This window comes from Phycisphaeraceae bacterium, from assembly GCA_020639155.1.
Lineage (GTDB): Bacteria > Planctomycetota > Phycisphaerae > Phycisphaerales > UBA1924 > JACKHF01.
This window is the reverse complement of sequence record JACKHF010000002.1, coordinates 667395-692910: the sequence shown is the minus strand read 5'-3', so window position 1 is coordinate 692910 and position 25516 is coordinate 667395. Positions and strand designations below refer to the sequence as shown.

The following is a 25516-nucleotide window of genomic DNA, read 5'->3' as shown; positions in this document are numbered from 1 at the left end:
TCAGCATTGCCGGAGTTACAATAATGGCTAAAACCAAGCCTAAACATAGGCCGTTGTTACATATGCGCAACAATGAAGATCAGGTATATCTGAACCTTTGTGGTCGATATTCAGACTGCATTGACAGCGCAGTGGATTTAGCGTGCAATGCTTATGGCTGGCTGATGCCCAGGAATGCACCGGATTATTACTCGTCACCTTTTTCTTTGTATAGGTCAATGATTGAGCGCGCTGATGCATGCTCAGTTTTAGTACGAGCAGGCTCAACTGAAACATGCTCCTATCAAATTCGCGGGATATTCGAAGCAGAGTTGATGCTGATGTATATGTTGTCTGCGAACTTGAAAGTTAGGGCTAGATTGTTCGCGTACTGTAGATTGCGCGATGGGTTGCGGGCAGTCAAAAGAATAAGTAGTTCTGAGTCTGAGTCTATCGTAGTGAAAAGAGACTTGGAGCATGATTCAGTTTTGTCGTCATTCGCATCACTGAAAGATCATTCAGTAGTCATTGCTGAGTATGAGTCAATGATGAACGGGCCGAAGTACTCAGCTATAAAAACCAAGTATATTGATCCTGTTTCCAAGAATAATCGCGCTCCATGGTATCAGTTTGATGGTGGTGCAACCTCCATTGAGCAGTTGGCTCGAATGTGTGGTTATGGGGGTCGATATGAGTTTCTGTATCGTGATTGGTCCAAAACGGTTCATGTGCAAAATGCTTCAGATGGGGTTGTGCATTCGCAAGATAGTTCAGGCATCCGGCCAATAAGGCTGCCATGCAACAACATTGGCGTTGTCGTACAGTATGCTACTGCATCCTTGACGCATGGTATGATATTGTTGATGGATCGAGTTGGTGTAGGTCAAGAGATTCGGCAAAGGTTGCTTCAACAGTATGAGCAAGACGTATCGCCAAAGATTAAACCTATCTATCAAGAAAAAGAAGATGTAATTACTGTTCGAGATCCCAAGTAAGTGATCGCTTTCCAAAGTTGATGTGCATAGCGTCCTTGGCGAGCGCGAGTGTTTCCTCAGCGGTCTCGTTTGCCTTCGCAGTGCCTGCGCGGATGATGTCGATGATGGTCGCTTCGCCCTCGGGTCCTTCGTACTGAGCTCTGCGCTGACGCATCGGTTCGAGCATCTCGTTGATCGCGTCAATGACGTGGGCTTTGACGTGCCCGTCGCCGAGATTGTCGCCCTTGCGGTATCGCTCGCGCAGGTCTTCGACGAATGCTTCGTCCTTGATGAACACATCGGCGTAGTCGAATACAGGATTAATGGACGGGTCGCCGGGTTGATCAGGGTCGCGACTCTGTCCCGGGTACATCGCGTTGATCTTCTTCTTGACCTGCTTGGGTGTATCCGAGAGGAAGATCGCGTTGTTGAGACTTTTCGACATCTTCTGCTTGCCATCGGTGCCGACGAGCCTGCCGATGCGCCCGACGAGCGCCTGCGGTATGGGGAAGAGCCCGCCCTCTCGCGGATAGTCCTCGTCTTCTGTCTTTGGATTGACACCACAGAACACCTGATTGAACCGGCGCGCTACCTCGCGGCACATCTCGATGTGCGCGACCTGGTCCTCACCAACGGGGACAAGTTCGGGCCGGAACGCGAGGATGTCTGCGCATTGGCCAACCGCGTACATGGGGAAGCCAAACGAGTACTGGTCGCCCAGACCCTTCGCGTCGATTTCGGTCTTGAGCGTTGGATTGCGCATGACGCGATTGAACGGGAGCAGCATCGCAAAGAACCATGTCAGCTCTGCGATCGCGGGGACTTCGGTCTGGAGGACAATGGTCGATCTGTTCGGATTGATACCCGCAGCAAGCCAGTCCTTCACGATCTCGATTGTGTCCTGGCGGATGTCGGCGGACTTGTCTGCGCGTGTGGTAAACGCGTGCATGTTTGCGAGCAGGAAAAAACAGTCGTACTTGTCCTGCAACTGGACGCGATTTTCGACCGAGCCCACCCAGTGCCCGAGGTGGAGCTTGCCGGTGGGGGTGTCGCCGGTGAGGATGCGGGGCTTTGTATCTGTGCCGGTGTGTGTCATGAGTTCGGAGGATAGGGCGTGTGTCTTGGTGAGCCCAAACTGTCATCCCGAAATGAAAGAACCCGCTCGCGGTTGGTCAGACCGGGAGCGGGCGGAAAGGAGAGGGATCACGGAGTGTGTTCTTGTTTAGCCGAGCAACTGGAGTGCTGACTGCGGCGACTGGTTGGCGAGCGAGAGAATGTTTGTCGCCGACGACACCAGGATCTGTGAGCGGGTCAACTCCGCTGTTTCCTTGGCAAAGTCAGTGTCGCGAATGGCGCTCTCTGCGGCCTGTGTATTCTCGCTGGTAATCTGCAGGCTGCGGATGGTTGAGCCAAGCGTGTTCTTCTGGAACGCACCCAGTCGTCCACGCAGGCGGGAGATTCGATCGATCGCAGCATCGACAACCTTCTGTGCGTCGGACAGGTTGTTTCCTGCGACGAGGTTGAACTGCTTGCCGCTGGCGAGATCGTCGAGGTAGCCAAGGTCCTCGCGACCGAGGTTGCGGATCGCAACATCCTGGATACCGATGGAGACCTTGCCAGCGATGTTCACGTCGGATGCAAGCTGGAAGTCTGCACCGCCACCGGTGATCGCGAATGCACGCGAGCCGAGCGCGCCGAGTGTCTGTGCGCTGGCTGCGGACAGTGTCATCTCGACATCAAGGAAGTCAGTATTGACGCGGAGTGTGCGACCATTTGCTGTTGCAAGAATACCGTTGACACTCGCGCCGATGTTCTGACCGTTATCACGGATGCCGTTCTTCGCGTCTGTTGCGTCGAAGTCTGTGTGAGAGCCTGTTGCTGCGAGAGCAGTGTTGTTCGCAGTGAGGCTGTAGATACCAATGTTCGAAGCGGTACCGATACCGCCATCGTCGACAATCTTCAGCGACACAAACTCGTCTGAGCCGTACTGTTCGCTGTCGAGACGGATGCCGGTGCCAGAAACCGTTGCCTTGACACCGGTGACATCGGTAAACGAGTTGATTGCCGATACAACATCTGAGAGTGTGACACTTGATGCGAACGTGAACTCGCGAGAGCCGAGCGCGCCACCAACTTCAAAGACAAAGGAACTCCCCGCACCAAGATCAAGAGATGTTGCTGCATTGGAGAGGAAGAGGCCCGCTTGCTGTGCGGACGCTGTGACGATCACATCGACTTCCAGTGCGCTGCCTTCAAACTTCGCACCGTTGATCTTGTACTCCTTCACACCAGCATGGATACTCGAAGCCGAGTAGTCAAAGTTGCCATTGAGGAGCTTTGTGCCCTGGAAGCTTGTTGCTCCAGCAATGCGGTCGATTGTCTGAAGGATCGAGTCAACCTGCAGCTGATTCGCTTCCTTCTCAGACTTGCTTAAGCCAGCCTTGTTACCGGCTGCTGTCAAGAGGCCTTGCAGTTCTGTCAGCAGTGAACTGATCTCCTGCAGGCCGCCTTCGGCGATATTCATCACCTGGTCGGCGCGTTCGGCGTTGGAGACTGCCTGATTGATGGAGCGGATGTCGCTGCGCAGGTTCTCTGAAGCAATCAGGCCTGCGGGATCGTCCTTGCCGCGGTTGATCCGGAAGCCGGTGCTCAATCGCTCAAGAGATTTGTTCAGCGTGAAGTTGTTGTGTCCCAGCACGCGCTGAGCGATCAAAGACTGGACATTCGTGTTGATGCGACTCATTGACCATCCTCCGTGAACTGCTGTCGGGCTTGGTCCTTCATGCCCGTGCCGAATCCGGCGTTGTTCCAGGTTCGTTTCCAACGAGCATGCCGATTGTTCCGGTCATGCCGAGTTGGTTGTTCGCGACGACTATCCCGAACTGGTGGACTGCATCGGTGGTAGGGGAGCCCCACTGAAGTGAATATCACATTTTTTCGCGCGAATCCTCACAAACGGAATAGGCCGACCCCTTTGAAGAGGGCCGGCCTACGCACGCGGTTGCTCGACTTGCGAGCGTTTGAGGTATTTATTGGACGATTCGGGGTTTATCCCAGCAACTGGAGCACCTGCTGCGACTGCTGGTTTGCAAGCGCCAGCGTTGAAGTCGCCGCACTTGAAAGGATCTGTGCTCGGGTGAGCTTGCTTGTTTCATATGCGAAATCTGCATCTCTGATTCGTGATTCACTCGCACTGAGATTCTCGACAGATGTCTGGAGTGAGCGAATGTTGGGTTCGAGCACGTTTCGCTCGAAGGCGCCAAGTCGACCTCGTACAACAGTTACTTCGTCGATCGAGTTTTCGAGAATCTTGCTCGCGCCGGTGAAGTCGCCGCGATCAGAGAGTTCCTTCAAACTGTTGCCAGCTCCACTCTTCAGTGAACTGAGGAACTGAAGCTCACCGTTGACCAGCGTCGCTCCCAACTGTGATGCGGACGTTGCGGGGACACCAATGCTTGACTGCTGTGAAGCGTTGACTTCCGGACCAAGCTGGAACAGGGAGCCACCACCTGTCACTGTGAACGTGGATGCTGTAGCAGACGGATCTGTTGCCAGATCTTCATGGAGCAGAAGATCCATGCTCAGGGTGGGGGTCCGTGTCTTGATCTTTAACCCGTCACCGGTGGCGAGATTGCCATTCACCAGTGCCTGGACATTCCGGCCTTTGTCACTGTTTGCAGTGATGGTGTAGCTTGCCCATGGGAATGGAGCACCACTTGCAACAGCCGCGCTGTCGTCAAGCTTGTACGTTGCCCACCAGTCAGCCGAGGGTGTCGATGGCCCGCCAACGCGCTCGACGCTCACCATCGCATCGGAGCCGTAGTTCTCAGTGTGGAATCTGATACCGCTGGCAGCATTCCCATTGAGCAGTTCTGCTTTTACACCGGTGAGCTGGGATGTATCGTTGATTGCCTGAGCAATCTTTGAGTATGCTGTTCCAGAAAGGAACTGGAACTCCTGCACACCTTCCGGCCCCTGAACACGGATTGTTGTTGTTGAGAGGACGGTGCCGTTCCCGCCTGCACCAGGCGTTGGCAGGTCGCCGCGCAAATACAGCGCACCTGTCTGGGCTGAGGCGAGCACGTCAACTTCAACGGGCACGCTACTTCCACCGATGAAGCTTGCACCCAGGATCTTCGCGTGTGATATTGCGGATGTTGCAAGCCCTGAAAGCTGGTAGTCCCGTTCGCCATTGAGCAGTTTGAGACCACCAAAGTTTGCTGTATTTGCGATACGTGTGATCGAGTCGATTGCCGAGTCGATCTGCAACTGGTTTGCCTCGCGTTCCTCTTTGGAGAATGCTCCAGTATTGGCAGCTTCTACAACGAGTGAGCGAATCGAGTTGAGCAGTTCGTTGATCTCCGAGATCGCGCCTTCCGTAGTCGCGATAACTGAACTGGCTCGCTCAGAGTTCTTTATTCCCTGTTCTGCACCGCGGATATCCGAACGCAGACGTTCAGATACGATCAAGCCTGCGGGATCATCCGCACCGCGATTGATGCGCAACCCTGTCGCAAGACGCTGCAACCGGACGTCAAGATCACGATTGTTCTGCGCAAGATTGACTTGGGCAGTCATCGACGGGATGTTGCTATTAATGCGTGACATATGGCTCCTCCGTGAACGGCTCAGTGCTCATCCTTGAGCGGCTATCAATGTCCTGTCAGAGTCTTGATGATGCGCTGATCGTGCGGCGTGCCCTGCCCATTGCAGGGGTCAGCAATATCAGTCGCAAGTGGCGTGCCAGAATCATCGCCGGGCGAGCAAGGCACAGCAATTGATTTGATACGCATGGGGTTGTGGTCCTGCAGTGATTTTTTCAGCAGCGATCCAAGACCGGAGAGATCTGTCTGCTCATTGATTCCTGACTCGCGAGCGTCGTGGTTCTCTACCTGGATCGCGAGATACACTTCTTTTCTATGGACGTCGACGGTGGATGGTGCAGATATCCCAAGACGGACTTTATCGCCCCGGATGTCTACAACGGTGATCTCCACCTCGTCGCCGATGATGATTGTCTCATCTCGATGCCGTGAAAGCACAAGCATTGACTCGGCTCCTTTCCCGTCGGTGCGCAATAACCGCGCTGCCGCTTCGGGTTTGGGTGGGTGAAGGTGAACTGCCTGCGGCAGTACGAAACACAAATGCGCTGGATCAAACCTGACTCATATCAGGCGGACATTGCCTTTGCTTCTGTTTCGCGTGTCACCCTCTCCCCGACTTTCACGAGGTTGTGGCGTGTTGTCCACCGGCGATCTGCAAGCACAAACTGCTCGCCGGTCCTGTTCATGGTGTTGATCACGAGCGGCCCCTGGAGGTTGCCCGTGAGTTGATCGCCAACCTTGTTCACGATGCAGAAGATTTGCGCATCTTCTGCTTTGGTGATCCCGAGTTCCTCCGCCTGATCAGGGCGCATCGGCACGGTGTAATCCGGCACAAAGAGTGACGGATCAGTCACAACGAACGCGAGCGTTGCGTCATCGACCGACTGAAGCCAGAAGAAACATGCATCATTCCCCGGTTCAAGCAGACAAAACTGCTTGCAGTCGGGAAATCCAAGCAATCCCTTCGGGAAGGTGATAATCCGATCGTCCTCGATGTTTACCACACCAAAGCGGCTGGTTCGCACTTCCATTGCGAATCTCCTACGTCCTCGGCCTCGACACTCCGTTCTGAATCCGGAGACCACCTCCGGTTGACATCCTGTCAATTGCTTGCCAGGGGCCGGACCTGGCTCGCATATCGAATCCTGCGCGTTCGCTCTCGCGAGTGCGCAGATGTGTTACAGATAGTTCAGGATTGACAACTGCTGCAGCGCAGTTGTTGCCTGAATGCCAGCCTGCAGTTGGGTCTGCAGTGTACTGAAGCGCACGGATGCTTCAGCATAATCAAGATCACGAATTTCGCTTCGTGATGTTTCATCAATCAGGACGCGCTGCTCCTCACGTTGCTTTGCGTCTGCGAGACGTTGCGAATATCCACCCACGAGCGCGCGCGTTTCGACGGCACGACCAACGTGGGACTCCAGTGCTTCCCCCGCAAGTGATATGCCAAACGTGTCATTTGCACGGAGTGAATCGCGAAGATCGATCAGAGCAGAGAAAAGATTGTCCACTCGGACAGTCGCCCGATCCTCGGCACGATGCTCACCTGTTGACGCGTTGTACGTTCCGTCAAGCAGACCGAGATCTCGTGCAGCAAACGATCCGTTCAGAGGCTCAATATCGAGTGTGGATCCAAGTGAAGGATCCTGGTGGAGGACGATACCGTTTGCATCATCGCTCAACTCTGCAATAAATCTGCTTGGCACGCCAATGCCCTGAGCGACTGCTTCCTCGTTGATTCTGTCAATCACGGTTCCGACCGTGACCATGTCTTCGGGTCTGAAGTTGACGGTGAACTCCGTGCCATCTCCGAGTGTGATCGCAAAGTCGGTATTGACATCGGGATCAGGCAATCCGGTGACAGGATTCATCTGGTTGGTGATGATCTGCACACCCTTGCCATGATTGAAATCAGTCAGGCGTGTCTGGTCGCTCATCGTGCGGATACCAAGACGCGTTGCAGTCATGTTGTTACCGGCAACCTCTTCAATGGACATCGCCTGGTCTCGACCGGTTGAGACCTCATTGAAAACATCGATACCTGTACAATCCGTATTAATTTCGACCCGCAGCCCAAGACCAGCGCCTTCGATCAGGTTGCGGACATCCTGTACTGTCTGCGCAGTGCTCAGATCGACAACCACGGATCTTCCAAGGTTCTTTAGTCTGATCTCGCCGAGTTGATCATCGAACTGCAAGGGAGAGTTCCATGTTAACTTTGGATTGATGTCCTCCCCGCGCGTGAATGAGGGAGTGAAGTCTTCGCCAGGATTCATGACGAGTCCGAGATCAGCACCCGTTGTGCTGCCGGTAACGTCAAAGAACGTGATGAAGTTATCAGCAGCATTTCGAATATCAAGGGTGATGTTCCCACCGGAAACACCCACGCCACCGGGACCGAGCGCGTCAGTACCATGTTCTTCGTCATACTGCGTGATCGCAAGATTCAGCGCATCAACCACATCGCCAATCGTGTCTGCGTTTGAAAGATCAACGCTTGCAACAGGACCATCAGCAACCGAAAACTCGAGCACTCCGAGCTGTACGCCGAGCCCGCGAGCGCCGTACACGTCCACGAGGCGTGTGTCGTTGATCAGTGGAGGATCAAGATCGACCGTGCCCTTCGAACGGGCCGAGATTGCGCCGATCGAGTTGCTCGCTCCGAGCGTGATCGGGACCGAAGACGCCAGATCAAGATCGGTCTTCAATGTCCCGTCTGTGCCTCGGAATCGAAACCCGCCATAGAACGACTCAACCGGCGCTTGCCCCGCGATGGTGCCACCGAAGACAAATCCGCCGACAGATTCTCGGTTTGCAGTGTTGAACAGCGAGTCGATCATGGAGTCGATCACGATTGCCTCGTTCTCACGCTCTCCGGGACTTGAACCGAAGTTCAACTGTTCAAGTGCGATGTCCTTTGAACTCAGGATAAGGTCATGAACTTCGCCTATTGCGCCGTCGATAATGTTGAGTGTGCTCTCAGCGTGGTCGAGATTGCGGAGATGTTGTTCGGATCGTGCGATGCGATCGTCAAGCAGCGAGATAGATGTTGCACGCACTGCGTCGTCGCTCGGCTTTTGCAGGGCGAGACCTGTAGCGAGCGATGACTGGAGTTTGTACAGATCAAGATTGGTCCGGCCGATGTGGTCGAGGTTTGTACGCGACGCCATCAGCGTGCTGCTGCGAGGGATGTAAGAAGGAATTTTGTTCATAACGGTACCTCCACTGACACATGTCAGATGAGGGAAATGAGTTCCTGTGTCAGTTGATCAACAACAGAGATGAATCGTGCGCCTGCCTGATACTGCCGCTGGTACGTGAGCAAGTCAATCGCTTCCTCGTCGAGGTTCACCCCTGAGATCGCATCCCGCTGGTTCTGCACACTCTCACGCACTATCGATGATGCTTCTGCACGCACGCGGGCACTATCCGCCGATACAGCAACACCGCTAACAGCGTTTAGCCAGTGCGATCGGATGGACTCTCCGCCGAGTGTTTCGAGAGTCTGCGATCCGAGTTGTGCGATGCCCAATGCTGTGCCGTTCTCGACAAACTCGCCGTTCTCCAGCTTGCCGGTCACGAGTTTGCTCGGTTCTTCAAGCAGATCGTTGCGAACACCGATCGAAGATGCGTTTGTTCCCTTGAAGAAGCTGTTCACACCAAGAACTGCGAGCACATTTGACGAATCATCTGCGAAGGCGAAAGAGAACCCGGTGTCGGCACTCACCTCGAACTGACCGGCAGCGTTATAGCCTGCACTCACGCCATCGATCGTGTTGATGGCAGCAATGATGTCATCGACCGATGTGTCATCGTCTGAGCCTTGACCACCAGCATCGGTGATATTGTCGAGATCGATATCGATACGGATTTGATTTGTGATTCCAGTCGACTGGTTGGTCACATGGATGTAAAACCCGCCGTTCTTCACATCGAATGGGAGGTCTGCGATGCTCGCGTTGGACGCATCCGCGAGTGATAGTTCTCTGTCTGTACCTGAAACTACCAACGTGGATGTTGCGTGCGTCAGACCATCAAGGTTTGTGCCTGTCGCATGGAGTTTGTTTGTCTCAAAGATCAACTGCTGCGTTACCTGATCAAGCTGTCCGATGACTGTGTTGAGTGTGTCCTCGCGTCCTTCGAGCAGGGCACCGATCAACGCTCCTGGTTGAGTCATTTCGGTGCCATCGTGTTTGAGGCGAACACGCAACTCGACCTGATCATTGACCGTTTCCTGCTCCAGACCGATGCCACGCGACGTTCCGCCCATGACAACAGGAATGGAATCGACCAGCACGTCAACCGTGCCGTCGGTCTGTTCGTACGTGCTGAGCTCAAAGTACTGCGACAGCTCTGCCAGTGTCTCGTCGCGACGATCGCGCAGTGTGTTTGCGCGTGACGAACCCGCTTCAGCGTGTGAGATCTCGCGGTTAAGCTGGGCGACCTGCGACATGAGATCGTCGGCTTGACTGACCGCTTGTGCGAGTTGCTCGTCAACCTGCCCGCGCATGGATCCGAGATCCTGATTCAACTGGCGGACGAACTGGGCGATCTTCTCGCCGCCCTGCACGACCGATGCGCTCGACTGGACGAGGTTGGCGCGTTCCGACCAGTTGTTGAAGAAGGTTGACAGCTCACTAGACAGATCAAACTCAGTCAGCTCGTTGAGCACTGTCTCAATGCGATCGAGCATGTCGACGCCCTGGCTGTTGTACGCCTCCTGCGAGATCGCACGTTGCAGTCGGCGCGTGACCGCATCGTCAACGTATCTGCGCACGTCGGCGACCTGCACACCACGCCCAGGATTTGCGGTGTTGCCTGAGCGTTGCCCAGCAATCGCGGACAGGTCTGTAATCTGTCGGCTGTAGCCCGGCGTGGCTGCATTTGCCATGTTGTTGCCGGCTGTCTGAATTGCAACCTGGCTGGCAAGCAGGGCAGAGTTTCCGATTCGCAGTGAACCTGTCAGACTCATCAGTGCACTCCTTAGCTCTGCAGATCAAGACAGTTGGGACGATTGACGTTAACCTTTGGCACGCTTGCTCTGCTGTATGTGCCACCCGCAGAGAAACGTGTTTGTACCTGTTGCGTCAGGCTTTCCATGTGGCGGACAAGCGAGCGTGTAGCCATACCGACACTCGCGTTCTCCCGCTGTACACGAGCCGCGTGCGACCGCAGTGCTGCTGCACGTTGCAGCACGCGATGTTTCATCTCATTGGGAAGCTTCATCGCGATGTCGGTGACGGTGGCGTGATGCTGCTGCTCGCGGGGCAGGATCTGGCGTGCGATCGAACGCTGCTTCATCTGAAGCGAGCGCACACGGTTTGTTACTGTTTGTTGTTGCTGTGCAAGCGTGCCAAGCTGTTCACGATCAAGCGATCGAAGCGCCTGTTTCTGCTGGCCAGTAATTGCGTCGATCTCGGCAAACGCTGCGTCAAGATCGTCCATGATCGCGAGCAGGCGATCGCCAACCGTTGCGGTTTCTGGTTGTGCTGCGATCACGGTCATGCGTACTCCTCAATTGACAGTGTCGATGGCAAGTTCATATCAGCACGTTGCGGAGAAGGTGCAGGAATGGCCTGCCCGGTTCGGAGCAGATCCGATTCGATACGCTTGATCAGATCCCAGTCCGATGCGCGGGTAATATCCTGCGCTATGCGCTCGTCGAGCATGGCTCCGAACATCTTCTCGCCCTGCGTCGGCGCGAAGGGTGCAGCTGCATCGTTTGACTCGCGAACTTCTTTCAGTAGTGGCTGGATGAACGTCATCGCAACGAACTGCTGTGCTGCATCACGCGCTGATCCGGGGGAGACCAAACTCATGCACCACCTCCGACGTAGATAATCTCGACAGGTAATAGAGCGCTCGCCTTGAGCTGTTCAAGAATTCGAATACGTGCTTCCGGCGGCACCTTCAGAGATTCGAATGTGCGCACCAGGTCCGACAATCTAATCCGATCACGATCGTCAAGTCCGGGAGCTTCGAGAGCACCGACACGCGATGTTTCAACGAGCGGGTTCTCCGGTGTTGCAACCGGCGGAGGGTTGATTGCGGTGATGGACAGGCTCGGATCTGTGAATGCTGCTGCGCTGAACCAGACATCGGATGACATCGTGATGGTGCCTGTCATGCGATTGATCGTGATCTTCGGCGGCAAACGCAATGCGGCTCGCTCGATTCGATATGTCAGCACTTCACCTACAAAGCGCGGGATGTTTCGGCGTTCAAGCTCCGGCACAAGCACGTGGATGACGCGCTGGTCTGTCGGACTTGGGATTGCGATCAGTGTTCGACCATCGTCCCAATCGGGCACGTTGAACCAGACGCTATTCATGTGCGATGCGATCGCTTCGGCGGAGTTTGGTCCTGCGAACTCAGGCTTGATGATGAGATCGAACTGTTCAGCTACAGGAGCCATTGAGATGCCATTGATGATCTGCACACCACCGACAATGCGTCCACGTGTTGGATGATCGGGATCGTCCAGCACTATTGGGCCGCGAGCAACCGCATACACACTGTCACCGCGCATCGGGCCGGTCATTAAGGAGATTTCGAGATACCCACCCGCGAGTGATGATGCGGTATGGATGGTTGTCACAATCGCGTCGAAACGATCACCCTTGCGAGCGCCGCCAGCAGGGATCTCGCAGTTCACCATGACAACGGCTGCTGCCTTGGAGTTCGCCAGATCATCCAGTTCAACAGGATTCCCGTTCTGCTCGAGATACTCTGCGAGCGGGCGAGCAACGATCAGATCCTTGCCAGAGTCACCTGTTTTGTTCAAACCGGTAATCAGCCCGTGGCCGCGCAGCGCTGAGGCGTTGTGTCCTGCGATCCGTACCATTGTATCGAGTTGCATTTGCTGCACCTGTGCGTGTGCAGTACGACCGAGCGCAACAATCGCGCAGAGAGCGGTGAGGATGAACACTCGACGAACTGAAATGCGCATAACGTGCGTGCTCCTGTGCTCAATGGGCATGGATACTGGAGCAGAACGCAAGCAGCGTGCCTGATATGGAGTGTGGCGAATCTGAAACATTGATGTCGCAGGGAAAATGAAGATGGCTCGTTCATGTTCGAACGAGAGTACGTCCTAAAACTCTCCCGATTCATTGATTTCAGTTCGGTCTTTCGCTCATCGTCGGCAGGAGCTTGGTGAACAGCGAAGGATCGTGTACGCTGTATGGTCGATAGATGACGTCAGGAAGCTGTTCGTATCCCGTAAGAGTTCAGTTTCCCGATACCTGGCGTAGCCATATCCTGAGAGACAAAGTTCATCGGAACATCACTGGATCCGTGGGCAGAAGGTTTGGGCACATGGACACAAAACAGATTTGGAGAAATCAGATGGCAATGTTTGCTCGTCGAGCGCTGATGGGATTTGGTTGTGGTGTGCTGCTCTCATCAGGCGTGGTATTCGCACAGTCCGATCCTGAAACCGCGCCGTGGGAAGGCCATCTGCCTCGCAACCTGACGAACGCGGAAAAACAACTGCTTCTGACACAACCGTTACAAGCGACGGACGTTCCAACTCCGCCGCCGACAGGCCCTGTGGTGTGTCCCGGCGAGTATGCCGACATGGATGGGGTGCTGCTGTCATGGAACGGCTCAAGCTCGTGGCTCACGATTGTTCGCGAGATGGCGAAGAACATTACAACGATCGGCAACGCCAAGGCGTATGTGGTTGTGCCCTCTTCTGCATCGCTGACCGCTGCAACAAACTCGATCACATCATCTGGCGCGAACATGGCGCTCGTCGAGTTTATTGTTGCGCCAACGAACACGATCTGGATCCGTGATTACGGTCCACGGTACGCCTATGAGGGTGATTGCCGAATCATCGTTGATCACACCTACAACCGTCCACGTCCGAGTGACAATCTTATTCCCAAAGCGTTCGGACAGTACAAGGGGCACGAAGTCTATGAGCTTGATCTGATTCACGGTGGCGGTAACTACCACCTGAACTCAGCTACAAACTCATTCGCAACGCAGCTCATTGTCAATGAAAACCCAGGGAAAACTCCATCTCAAATCCAGCAGATCTGGCACGACTACCAGAATGTCAACACTACGATCACTGGAGCATTCCCGACGAATATCGATGCGACACAGCACATCGACATGTGGATGCAGATCATCGGTGATCAGAAGGTCATCATCAACGATTATCCGCTTGCATCGGGCCAGGCACACGATGTCATTGCAGATCAGGTTGCTTCTGATCTGGCCAATGCGGGTTGGACCGTGACGCGTCTGCCCGCGTTCAACTCCGGCGGCACGCATTACACGTACGCCAACGTGTGCATTGTCAACGATCTTCTGCTTGTTCCGATGTACACGATCTCACAGGCAACCTCTCAATACAACGCTGAAGCGCTTGCAGGGTGGCAGGCAGCGATGCCGAACAAGACGATTGTTCAGGTCAACTGTCAGGCGATCGTGACAGCGGCTGGTGTGATGCACTGCATCTGCATGCATGTGCCGAAACATCTTGGTGGCGTGAACCCGACCGCGTATCTCAAGACGGTAAATGATGGCTCATTTGTGCCGGGCGAGAGTGTGCTTGTCGATTTCATCAGCGATGATGACGTTGGCGTGACAGAGATCGATATTCGTCTCTCCACCGATGGCGGGCAAACATTCCCATATCTGCTCGCGTCAGGAGTCGATCCGACAACAGACTACCAGTGGACGGTCGATCGACTGCCGACTGCGCAGGGCAAGCTCCGTATCGTCGCGCGTGATGCAGTTGGAAATGAAGGGTTTGATGATTCTGATAACACTTTCACAATCGACGGGTGTTACGTGGATTGTGATGGAAACGGCTCGCTGAATGTCTTCGATTACATCTGCTTCGGTAACGCGTATGCGAATGCACAACCATATGCAGATTGCGATGCGAGCGGCTCATTCAATGTGTTTGATTACATTTGCTTCGGCAACGCGTATGTTGCTGGTTGCCCGTAATCCAACCGATCTGATTGATTATTGATATATACCCAGAACTCAAGGAGTACCGATCATGCGTTTTCGATCATTCTGGAACATTGCAGGAATCGTGGCAGCTGGTATGCTGCCATGTGCCACTGCGAGTGGGCAGACACTGACCAAAGAACTTGTTGGAACATTTTCTCGTCCAGTTGTTGCAACGCACGCACCAGGCGATATGGATCGTTTGTTTGTGGTTGAACAGCACACAGGCCGAATCGAGATTCTCGATCTGAACTCTGGCACGGTACTCCCAACACCATTTCTGACGATCTCCGGTTTGAGCACCGGCAACGAGCAGGGTTTGCTTGGCCTTGCGTTCCATCCGGATTATGCGGCAAATGGGTATTTCTATGTGAACTACACGGCCAGCGGTCAGACGTTTATTCGTCGATACTCGGTCAGTGCCGGCGATCCAAATGTTGCCGATCCTTCAAGTGCCAATCCGGTGCTTCAGTTTTCGCAGCCATTCTCCAATCACAACGGCGGCTGGATCGGGTTCGAGCCTGGGTTCAACAGCAACCTGTACATTGCAGCTGGCGATGGCGGGTCCGCGAACGATCCACTGGGAAACGGGCAGAGCCTTGGAACGCTGCTCGGCAAGATCCTGCGTATCGATGTCGATGGCGATGATTTTCCAACAGATCCGAATGCTAACTATGCGATTCCTGCGTCCAACCCCTTTGGTGTTGGTGGACCGCGCCAAGAGATCTGGGCGTATGGATTGCGCAATCCGTGGCGATGCTCGTTTGATCGCATGACAGGTGATTTCTGGATTGGCGATGTCGGACAGGGACAGCGTGAAGAGGTTGATTTCCAGCCTGCGAGCAGCACGGGAGGTGAGAACTACGGCTGGCGTTGCATGGAAGGCACGCGCTGCACGGGATTGACAGGGTGTACATGTAACGCACCGGAACTCGTGCTCCCCGTGCATGAGTATGACCACAACTTTTCCGGTTTCTCGTGCTCCATCACCGGCGGGTACGTGTATCGCGGATGCGATATTGAAGCAATCCGTGGGCTGTATTTCTTTGCTGATTACTGTTCGGACCAGATTCTGAGTCTTGAAATGAACAATGGTGTTCCCGGCGCCGTTGTGAACTGGACTGCAGAACTCGGGCTTGGTGGGGCAATCACATCACCGGTTTCATTTGGTGAGGACGCGCGAGGGGAGATGTACATCTGCTCACTGGATGGTGGCGTGTATCGCCTGCGTCCGACAGGTGCGGTCTCCTCATGTGCTTGCTACGCGGACTGTGACAAGAGCGGCTCGCTGAACGTGTTTGACTATATCTGCTTCGGCAACGCATACGCACAGAATCTGTCGTACGCCGATTGTGATGGCAGTGGCGGACTGAACATCTTTGACTATATCTGCTATGGCAATGCGTACGCAGCCGGATGCCCGTAACGCTGCATCTATTCTCATAAAACAGACGGCGTGTTTCCAGACTGGATGCACGCCGTCCTTCTTTTTACCTGTCGTTCATGTTGGTCGAATTGAGGACTGGCACACTCCATCCCACCATTCGAAGGGATATGCTCTCATCTGATGGCGCTCAATCTCTCGGTATCTCTTGCATGCAAGAACAACGAGGCGACAATCGGTCGTACGCTTGATTCTGTGCGCGGATTTGCACAAGAGATTGTTGCTGCCGACTCAGGTTCGACCGATGGAACACTGGCACTGCTTGAGGATGCTGGCGCCAAAGTTGTTCACACCCCATGGCTTGGATACGTGAAAACCAAGCAACTCGCGCTTGATGCGTGTACAAGTGCGTGGGTGCTTGCGCTGGATTCCGATGAATCACTCAATCAGGAACTTCGCGATTCGATCAAGCGGGTTATTGAGTCAAATGAACCAGGAGTCAACGCCGGAACGCTCAACCGTGTGGTCTATTTCAGGGATAAGCCATTGCGTCATGTCTGGCAGCCTGAGTGGCGGAGGCGTCTGATTCTTCGTGGTACCCATCAGTTTGGCGGGCTGGATCCGCACGACAAACTCGATGGTCTCCCCGGCATATCTGTGAAGGGAGTCAAGCTCAGTGGCGAGCTTCGGCATGACTCGATCACCACCTTTGCTGACTTCTTTGCCAAACAGGCCAGCCATGCACGACGGATGGCCTTGTCAATGCAGGCGGAGGGCAGGCGTGGGTCCTACATCAGACTGGTGGGTTCACCTGTCGGTTCTATGTTCAAGCAGTTGGTGCTGAAGAGAGGATTTCTCGACGGCTACCCCGGTTGGCTCGCTGCTGCGAGCACCTCGATCGGCACCATGATGAAGCATGCAATTCTGATTGAGCTAGATAGGACGCGAGCTCCCGATGATGCTGGCGGGGATCTATAAATACTTATAGGACTGTCGATTGTGTGAAAATACTGAAAAGTTCTCGTTGGCCCGTGACTTGCAGAGGGGCTAGTATCCTGTTCGCAGAGCCGGCACCGAACATCAGGATTTTCTCAGTACCAGGATTGAATGAACACACTGGTCGCGTAAATGTGGCGAGCAGCATCGCTCCGTCTCCATACACGTGGGGGCGGTGATATCGATTTTGCGCGCTGCCAACACGTGAGAGATCGTAGTCAGCGGACAATGGGAGTAGGACAACATGCAGAAGCGTACTGTGCGTGATTTTTCGAAGCGGGGTGATGCACTTCCAGTGCCTGATCTGACACTCACGCAGACACGCGGGTATGAGAAGTTTCTTCAACTCTCACAGGGACCGGAAGATCGAAACAAGGAGTTTGGACTCGAGTCACTCCTCCACGAGATCTTCCCGATTGAGTCGTATGACGGCACAATGAAGCTCGAGTACATCTCGTACGAGCTTGATGAGCCTCGGTACACCTCAGACGAATGCCGAGAGTTGCGTTTGACCTACGGCATGCCGTTCAAGGTTCGTGTTCGTTTGTGGCGCGAGGGCAAGCCCGATCTCCCCGAAGAAGATATCTACCTCGGCGAGTTCCCGATTCTGCTTGGAGGTGGCGAGTTCATCGTCAACGGTGCGGAACGCGTCATTGTCTCACAGCTTCACAGGTCTCCGGGCATTGACTTCTCGATCCTCACGAGCGAGGGCGATAGGCCGCTCCACTCGTCGCGCATTGTTCCGGAACGCGGATCGTGGATTGAGCTTGAGGTGACAAAGAAAGACGTGCTGGCGATGCGCATTGACCAGTCGGCCAAGCTGACTGCGACAACATTCCTTCGATGCCTCGACGAAACCGTCGCTTCCACAGAGGCTCTGCTCAGTCTCTTCTATGAGATTACCGACCAGAAAGTTGAGAAGGTGACAGAGGACGATTGGGCTGCTGAGTCCATCTTCCATCCCGAGACAGGCGAAGAGATTATCCATGTCGGTCGTCAGATTGGTGACTCCGTTGGTCCGATCCAGCAGTCCGGCCTCAAGAAGGTGAAGGTCATTCAGAACCCGTCGGATGTGCTTCTTCTGAACACGATTGCAGAGGAGAAACTGGAGCAGTTTGCTGAGCACGCTGACAACGACTACGACCGGGCAATGCTCAAGCTGTACTCAAAGCTCCGTCCAGGCAACCCGCCACAGGTCGACAAGGCAAAGCAGTTGTTTGTTGAGAAGTTCTTCGACGACAACAGGTACCGTCTCGGACGCGTCGGTCGATTCCGTATCAACCGCAAGTTTGGTCTGGACATGCCCGAGGATCTGATGTTCATTCAGGCCGAGGACTACCTGCGTGTCATCCAGTACCTGCTTGATCTTCGTTCCAATCGCCAGGATCCGGACACAGGCAAATCAGTTGCTGTTGTGGATGACATTGACCATCTGGGAAATCGCCGTCTGCGCACGCTCGACGAGCTTGCAGTCGAGGAACTCCGTAAGGGCTTCCTGAAGCTGAAGCGCACCGTGCAGGAGCGCATGTCGGTCAAGGACCCCGACGAGCTTGCAAAGATTGCAGATCTGCTCAACTCACGTTCGATCAGTTCTGCGATTGATTTCTTCTTTGGCCGATCAGAACTCTCTCAGGTTGTTGACCAGACAAACCCGCTGTCCAGTCTGATCCACGAGCGTCGTTTCTCGGCACTTGGTCCGGGTGGTCTCAACCGGAAGCGTGCGGGCTTTGAGGTTCGCGACGTACATATCTCGCACTACGGTCGTATCTGCCCGATCGAAACACCAGAAGGTACGAACATCGGTCTGATTGTGTCGATGGGCATCTACTCGCAGGTGGACGAATACGGTTTCCTGCGCACGCCATATCGAGTTGCGAAGAATGGGGAGATGTCCAAGGAGGTCACGTATCTCCGCGCCGACGAAGAAATGCGTGCAACGCTTGCACCTACCGACTCGCTTGAGCACGATGGCACACTTCGCACGGGAACAATTCTTGCTCGTGTCGGTGGGGAACTGACGGAAGTCAACGCGAATCAGGTTGATTACGTCGATATCGCTCCCAAGCAGATTGTCGGCATCAGTGCGGCGCTTATTCCGTTCCTTGAGCATGACGATGCAAACCGTGCGCTCATGGGCTCGAACATGCAGCGACAGGCTGTGCCGTTGATCAAGGTTGACCCACCGATGGTTGCAACCGGTCTTGAGAAGGACATTGGTAGCAACTCCGGCATGGTGGTGAAGGCTCGCAATGGCGGCGAGGTCACCTTTGTTGACTCGCAGCGCATCATTATCGACAACTCAGATGAGTACACACTCCGCAAGTTTGTCGGTCTGAATGAGCGCACCTGCCAGAACCAGAAGCCCATCGTAAAGAAGGGGCAGAAGGTCAAGAAGGGCGACATCATTGCCGATGGCGCATCAACACAACAGGGTGAGCTTGCGATCGGCAAGAACGTGCTGATCGCATTCAATACATTTGATGGGTACAACTTTGAAGACGCGATCGTCATCAACGAGAAGCTTGTGCGGGATGATCGATTCACGTCGATCCATATCGACTCGTTCGACGTAGAGATCCGAGAGACGAAGCTTGGGCGTGAAGAGTTCACGCGTGACATTCCGAACGTCTCAGAGAAGGCGCTTCGCAATCTCGACGAGGACGGCACGATCCGTATTGGTGCTCGTGTTGGGCCCGGCGACATTCTCGTTGGCAAGGTCAGCCCGAAGTCAAAGACCGAACTGACACCTGAAGAGAAGCTGCTTCACGCAATCTTCGGTCGCGCTGGTGAGGATGTGAAGAACGATTCACTCGAAGTGCCTGCGGGTGTTGAGGGTGTTGTGATTGGTGCGAAGAAGTTCTCGCGTCGTCAGCATCTTTCCGAAGCACAGAAGAAGGCGTTGAAGAAGCAGATGGAGGACTACTCGACGGAGATGGACACCAAGGCCATCGAGTTGTTCCGCGAGATGGTCAACGCGGTCAACACTATTGTCGGGACAGACATGGTCGACCCGATGACGCGTCAGAAGGTTGGTGCGTCAGACATTCCCGAAGTTATCCTCGAACAGATCGAAACATTCGACAAGAAGTGGATCAAGGGATCAAAGGAGACCAAGGAACAGGCAGAGATTGCGTACTCGCAGTTCTGGCCTCGCATCCAGGCAGTTCGCAAGGAGAAGGAACGCAAGCTCGCGCACATGAAACGCGGCGACGAGCTTCCCTCCGGTGTGCTTGAAATGGTAAAGGTCTATATTGCCTCGAAGCGACATCTTTCGGTTGGCGACAAGATGGCGGGACGTCACGGCAATAAGGGTGTGATTGCGCGTATTGTGCCCGAGCAGGACATGCCGTTTATGGAAGACGGCACCTCTGTCGAGATTCTGCTCAATCCGCTTGGCGTGCCCTCACGCATGAATGTAGGGCAGATCCTTGAACTGCACCTTGGTTGGGCGATGGCAATCCTTGGCATGCAGGCTGTGACACCAGTCTTTGACGGTGCAACCGAAGCTGAAATCCATGCTGCAATTGATGAAGCAAACAGGAGTGTGAAGGAGCGCCTTGCGAGTTACGAGGAATCGGGCTCGGCACCACGTTGGGACGAGATTCTCGCGCACATGCCAAATACTGGCAAGATCCAGTTGTACGACGGACGTACCGGTGAAGCGTTCCACCAGCGGACCTCTGTAGGTTACATGTACGTACTGAAGCTGCACCATCTCGTGGATGACAAGATCCACGCGCGTGCGACCGGACCGTACTCGCTTATCACGCAGCAGCCGCTTGGTGGCAAGAGCCGTACGGGTGGTCAGCGTTTCGGCGAAATGGAAGTGTGGGCGCTGGAAGCACACGGCGCTTCGTACATCCTGCAGGAACTGCTCACCGTCAAGAGCGACGATGTCGAGGGCCGAACCAAGATCTACGAGTCCATGGTCAAGGGCGTCAACAAGCTCGAGGCAGGTATGCCCGTTGCATTCGACGTGCTCTGCAACGAGCTCAAGGGTCTCGGCATGAATGTGACGCTTGAGAAACGCCAGCTTGAAGGCGCGAGTTTGTTGTAGCAGACTCACGCATCGACAAAGACATGACACGCAGTGCAGATTGCTGAAAGACATCTGCATCACACGAAAGAGACACATCGCAACGTTCGGCGCACAGAACGTGGGAGCGAAAACGACATGGCAGAGAGCGTGTACGACCGGATTAATGACTTCTCCGCGGTCAAGATCACGTTGGCATCACCCAACGACATCCGCGCGTGGTCTTATGGCGAGGTGAAGAAGCCTGAGACCATCAACTACAGAACATATCGTCCCGAAAAGGACGGCTTGTTCTGCGAGCGCATCTTTGGCCCCGAGCGCGACTACGAGTGCTCGTGCGGCAAGTATCGCGGCACAAAGTATAAAGGCATCATCTGCGATCGCTGCGGCGTGAAGGTGACACACTCGCGCGTTCGCCGCAAGCGCATGGGACACATCAACCTCGCTGCCCCGGTTGTGCATATCTGGTTCTTCAAGAGCCTGCCGAGCCGTCTTGGTACGCTGCTTGGCATGAAAACCAGCGACCTTGAAAAGATTGTGTACTTCCAGGATTATGTCGTTGTCGATCCGGGTGACACAGAACTGACGTTCAAGCAGGTGCTGACAGAAGAAGAGTTCCGCGTCGCAGAAGAAAAGTATGGTAACGCGTTTGATGCCCGCATGGGGGCTGAAGCTGTTCGTGAGTTGATCGCTCGCATTGATCTGGCGCAGGTGGCAGCCGAACTTCGCAAGGGATTCACAGAAACACGCTCCAAACAGAAGATCAAGGACTTGTCCAAGCGACTGAAGCTTGTCGAACAGATCCGCGCATCGGACAACGATCCGTCGTGGCTCGTCATGGATGTGATCCCGGTGATCCCGCCCGACCTTCGCCCGCTTGTGCTGCTTGAGAGTGGAAACTTTGCGACCAGCGATCTGAACGATCTGTACAGGCGCATCATCAACCGCAATAACCGTCTGAAAAAGCTGATGGATCTGAACGCGCCGGAGGTCATCATCCGCAACGAGAAGCGCATGCTTCAGCAGGCAGTGGATGCACTCTTTGACAACAATCGCTGCCGCCGCCCCGTGCTCGGTTCATCGAACCGTGCGTTGCGTTCATTAACGGACATGATTAAGGGAAAACAGGGACGTTTCCGTGAGAACCTGCTCGGTAAGCGTGTTGATTACTCGGGGCGTTCTGTGATCGTTGTTGGTCCCGAACTGAAGATATGGCAGTGCGGTCTGCCAAAGAAGATTGCGCTGGAACTCTACCAGCCGTTCATCATCCGCAAGCTCAAGGAGCACGGGCTTGCAGACACCATCAAGAGCGCAAAGCGCATGCTTGAGCGTCGTGATGCCGAGGTCTGGGACATCCTTGAAGAAGTAATCGATCAGCATCCAGTGCTGCTCAATCGAGCACCGACACTCCACCGAATGGGTATCCAGGCGTTCGAGCCTGTGCTTGTCGAAGGCAATGCAATTCGCGTGCATCCGCTTGTGTGTACAGGGTTCAATGCGGACTTTGACGGCGACCAGATGGCGGTGCATCTGCCGCTCTCGGTTGAGGCGCACGCGGAAGCACACGTGCTGATGCTGTCGGTCCACAACATCTTCTCACCCGCGAACGGCAAGCCGATCATCTCGCCATCGCAGGATATTGTGATGGGTGTGTACTTTGTAACAACCGAGCGTCCGGATGATCGTCCTCGTGAAGAGTACAAGGTGTTCAAGGATCGTCAGGAGGCACTGCTCGCGTTCGATCATGGCATCGTCGATATCCATGAGAAGATTGTGGTCCGTCTTGACGGCTTTACCCATATTGTGAACAGCCAGAGCGGCGCACCCGAATCTCTGCCCGAGAATCGTCGCGTTGTGACGACACCGGGACGCATTCTGTTCTCAGAGATTCTTGAAGCGGGCATGCCGTTCTACAACTGCGCACTCGGCAAGAAGGGATGCGCACGTGTGATCGACGATTGCTTCATCGCTTGCGGCAAGTCAGGCACAATTGCGCTGCTTGATGCGATGAAGGAGATCGGGTTCAAGCGTTCAACGGTTGCAGGACTCTCGTTCGGCGTAACAGACCTTCGCATTCCCCATGCAAAGGCTGAACTCCTCGCAGAATCCCAGAAGAAGGTCGACCGCGTCGAAAAGAACTATGAGCGAGGCATCATTACGCCACGTGAGCGATACAACCAGCTACTGGATATCTGGTCGCACTGCCGCGAACAGGTGACGAAGGCGCTTATCGAAACACTCAAGCATGATTATCGCACGGATGAAGGGACGGAAGTCAGCAAGGGCGATACGGGTGCAAAGCCATATCTGAATCCCGTGTATCTGATGAGCGATTCCGGTGCTCGCGGTAACGTGTCGCAGATGATGCAACTTGCCGGCATGCGCGGTCTGATGGCAAAGCCGTCGGGCGAGATCATTGAGACCCCCATTCGTGCAAACTTCCGCGAGGGCCTGCGCATCCTTGAGTACTTCTCATCAACGCACGGTGCGCGTAAGGGACTTGCAGATACCGCGCTGAAAACTGCGGACTCCGGGTATCTGACGCGCAAACTGTGTGATATTGCACAGTCGGTCATTATCAGTGAGCACGACTGTGGTTCACGCCGCGGGCTTCTCAAGCGTGCGATCTACAAGGGCGAAGAGGTCGATGTGCCCCTTCGTGAACAGATCGTCGGCCGTGTCAGTGTGAATGAGATTGTTGATCCCGAAACACGCGAGATGGTTGCAAACTCAAACGAGATGATCAGTGCCGAGGCCGCGCAGCGGATCGAGGAAATGGGTGTGCAGGCTGTGCTTGTGCGTAGCCCGCTGACCAGCGACAGTCTGACAGGTTGTTCTGTCCTTGATTACGGCATGGACATGTCCACAGGCAAGCTTGTCGAGGAGGGCATGGCTGTCGGCATCATTGCTGCACAGTCCATTGGTGAGCCTGGAACGCAGCTCACCATGCGTACGTTCCACACGGGTGGTATCGGTACGAGTACCGTGACAGAGTCTGAATATCGAGCGGGCAACAAGGGCAAGCTCGAAATCAGAGACTGCAACGCGGTTCCCGTGAAGGATGAAGAAGGCAAGGATTGCTTCGTTGTGCTGAAGCGTAACGGCGAAATCGCAATCATGAGTGAAGAGGGTCGTGAGCTTGACAAGTTCAAGGTGCCGTACGGTGCAAACCTGTACGTTGCCGATGGCACAGAAGTGAAGAAGGGTGAGTTGCTGGTCAAGTGGGACCCGCACCGTATGCCCATCCTCGCTGAGAAGGGTGGTCTTGTCCAGTTCAAGGACATCGAACTTGACAAGACCTACCGCGAAGAAGATGCAGGTCGCGGCCAGAAGGCCCGCATCATCATCGAGCACAAGGGCGATCTGCACCCACAGATCAATGTCGTCGACAAGGACGGGAATATTCTCGACTTCCATTACCTGCCTGCAAAGGGACGTCTGGAAGTGGAAGACGGTCAGGAAGTGCATGCGGGCCAGATGCTCGCACGTCAGCCTCGCGCCGCAACAAAGTCACAGGACATCGTCGGTGGTCTGCCTCGCGTGACTGAGATCTTCGAGGCGCGTCTGCCCAAGGACCCTGCAGTCATGGCAGAGATCTCGGGTCGTGTCGAGATCCACGCCGACCTTCGCAAGGGCAAAAACACCATTCGCGTTATTTCTGAGTCTGGTGTTGAGAAGGACCATCACATCCCCAAGGACAAGATCACACTTGTTCACTCGGGTGACTATGTCGAAGCGGGTGAGCCGCTGACTGAAGGCCCGCTTGTGCTGCAGGATATTCTTCGTATCCGCGGTGAAGAAGCACTCTGGGAGTACATGATCGAGGAAGTGCAGAACGTGTACCGCGCACAGGGCGTGCCGATCAACGACAAGCACATCGAGTTGATCCTTTCACAGATGCTTCGCAAGGTTCGTGTGGAGAATCCGGGCGATACCGATCTACTTCCGGTTGAAGTGATCGACCGCAACGTGTTCCGTCAGAAGAACATGGAGATTGCTTCGCGTGCATTTGTGGTTGATGCGGGCGGTACCGATCTGCGAGTTGGCGAGCTTGTCAACAAGTCCGCTCTCCGTGAAGCAAATGCACGTGCAGAAGCTGCGGGCAAGGAGCCGGCGAAGGTTCGTCGTGGACGCCCCGCATCGGGTCGTACACTGCTGCTCGGTATTACCAAGGCATCACTCCAGAGCGAGTCATTCCTCTCCGGTGCTTCATTCCAGGAAACAACAAAGGTGCTCACTGAAGCGTCACTCCGCGGCGCGATTGATGATCTCATCGGTCTCAAGGAGAATGTGCTTCTTGGCCACCTGATCCCGGCTGGTACTGGGTTCCGTCGTTACCAGTCGATCCGTGTGAAGAAACTTGGCACGCCAATCGAGCCTGAAGATGAGTCGTATCTTCTCGAAGAAGCCGCGATGGAAGCCGAACGCCTCGGTGCAGATCGTGAGGGATTCGGGACACCGCATGTCGAGTTCAAGGATCTCACGGTGGGCAACGCCGAATCCCGTCTCGACTGAGGTAACGGTTGAGATACGTTTCTTCTGTTGTATAAACGCAGAGCGTGGCTCA

At 54.7% G+C, this 25516-nt stretch carries 16 protein-coding genes; 6 read left to right on the top strand and 10 right to left on the bottom strand.

The annotated features are described in order from the left end of the window. The first annotated feature begins 23 nt into the window (after positions 1 to 23). The gene (locus tag H6815_13535) at positions 24 to 974 is read left to right on the top strand and encodes a hypothetical protein (GenBank protein ID MCB9861461.1); all 951 of its coding nucleotides are present in this window, start codon (positions 24 to 26) and stop codon (positions 972 to 974) included. Here the strand turns inward: H6815_13535 and trpS are convergent. The 10 genes from trpS to H6815_13485 all read right to left on the bottom strand — a co-directional run bounded on the left by trpS (position 952) and on the right by H6815_13485 (position 12506). Then, positions 952 to 2049 (bottom strand): tryptophan--tRNA ligase, encoded by a 1098-nt coding sequence (gene trpS / locus H6815_13530; GenBank protein MCB9861460.1) that lies wholly within the window; start codon positions 2047 to 2049, stop codon positions 952 to 954. The genes H6815_13535 and trpS overlap by 23 nt on opposite strands. Positions 2050 to 2175: 126 nt before the next feature. Next, positions 2176 to 3696 carry a flagellin gene (locus tag H6815_13525; protein MCB9861459.1) on the bottom strand — a complete coding sequence of 507 codons (1521 nt, stop codon included), beginning with the start codon at positions 3694 to 3696 and terminating at the stop codon, positions 2176 to 2178. Between the two features lie 305 nt (positions 3697 to 4001). Beyond that, on the bottom strand, positions 4002 to 5561 hold the full coding sequence (locus H6815_13520; protein ID MCB9861458.1) for a flagellin: 1560 nt from the start codon (positions 5559 to 5561) through the stop codon (positions 4002 to 4004). A 44-nt stretch (positions 5562 to 5605) separates the two neighbouring features. Then, the gene (csrA, locus tag H6815_13515) at positions 5606 to 6001 is read right to left on the bottom strand and encodes a carbon storage regulator CsrA (protein ID MCB9861457.1); all 396 of its coding nucleotides are present in this window, start codon (positions 5999 to 6001) and stop codon (positions 5606 to 5608) included. 122 nt (positions 6002 to 6123) lie between these two features. Further along, positions 6124 to 6588 carry a flagellar assembly protein FliW gene (locus tag H6815_13510; GenBank protein MCB9861456.1) on the bottom strand — a complete coding sequence of 155 codons (465 nt, stop codon included), beginning with the start codon at positions 6586 to 6588 and terminating at the stop codon, positions 6124 to 6126. A gap of 147 nt (positions 6589 to 6735) precedes the next feature. Further along, positions 6736 to 8769: a hypothetical protein gene (locus tag H6815_13505; GenBank protein ID MCB9861455.1), complete on the bottom strand. Its 2034-nt coding sequence runs from the start codon at positions 8767 to 8769 to the stop codon at positions 6736 to 6738. Between the two features lie 23 nt (positions 8770 to 8792). Continuing rightward, positions 8793 to 10529: a flagellar hook-associated protein FlgK gene (gene flgK, locus H6815_13500; protein MCB9861454.1), complete on the bottom strand. Its 1737-nt coding sequence runs from the start codon at positions 10527 to 10529 to the stop codon at positions 8793 to 8795. Positions 10530 to 10540: 11 nt separating this feature from the next. Continuing rightward, complete coding sequence (gene flgN / locus H6815_13495; GenBank protein ID MCB9861453.1) at positions 10541 to 11062, bottom strand: flagellar export chaperone FlgN; 522 nt, start codon at positions 11060 to 11062, stop codon at positions 10541 to 10543. Beyond that, positions 11059 to 11376, bottom strand: a complete 318-nt coding sequence (locus H6815_13490) for a hypothetical protein (GenBank protein ID MCB9861452.1) — start codon at positions 11374 to 11376, stop codon at positions 11059 to 11061. The genes flgN and H6815_13490 overlap by 4 nt, the downstream gene beginning before the upstream one ends. Next, entirely contained in the window at positions 11373 to 12506 is a 1134-nt protein-coding gene (locus tag H6815_13485; GenBank protein MCB9861451.1) for a flagellar basal body P-ring protein FlgI, read from the bottom strand. The genes H6815_13490 and H6815_13485 overlap by 4 nt, the downstream gene beginning before the upstream one ends. A 398-nt stretch (positions 12507 to 12904) precedes the next feature. Here H6815_13485 and H6815_13480 point away from each other — a divergent pair, with 398 nt between their 5' ends. From H6815_13480 to rpoC, 5 genes are all read left to right on the top strand, one after another. Further along, positions 12905 to 14527 (top strand): agmatine deiminase family protein, encoded by a 1623-nt coding sequence (locus H6815_13480; protein ID MCB9861450.1) that lies wholly within the window; start codon positions 12905 to 12907, stop codon positions 14525 to 14527. A 55-nt stretch (positions 14528 to 14582) separates the two neighbouring features. Further along, on the top strand, positions 14583 to 15959 hold the full coding sequence (locus H6815_13475; GenBank protein MCB9861449.1) for a PQQ-dependent sugar dehydrogenase: 1377 nt from the start codon (positions 14583 to 14585) through the stop codon (positions 15957 to 15959). A gap of 141 nt (positions 15960 to 16100) precedes the next feature. After that, complete coding sequence (locus H6815_13470) at positions 16101 to 16895, top strand: glycosyltransferase family 2 protein (GenBank protein MCB9861448.1); 795 nt, start codon at positions 16101 to 16103, stop codon at positions 16893 to 16895. A 262-nt stretch (positions 16896 to 17157) separates the two neighbouring features. Next, a complete protein-coding gene (rpoB, locus tag H6815_13465) occupies positions 17158 to 20970 on the top strand; it encodes a DNA-directed RNA polymerase subunit beta (protein ID MCB9861447.1) in 3813 nt (1270 codons plus the stop codon). A 117-nt stretch (positions 20971 to 21087) separates the two neighbouring features. Beyond that, a complete protein-coding gene (gene rpoC, locus H6815_13460; protein ID MCB9861446.1) occupies positions 21088 to 25464 on the top strand; it encodes a DNA-directed RNA polymerase subunit beta' in 4377 nt (1458 codons plus the stop codon). The last annotated feature ends 52 nt before the right edge of the window (positions 25465 to 25516 follow it).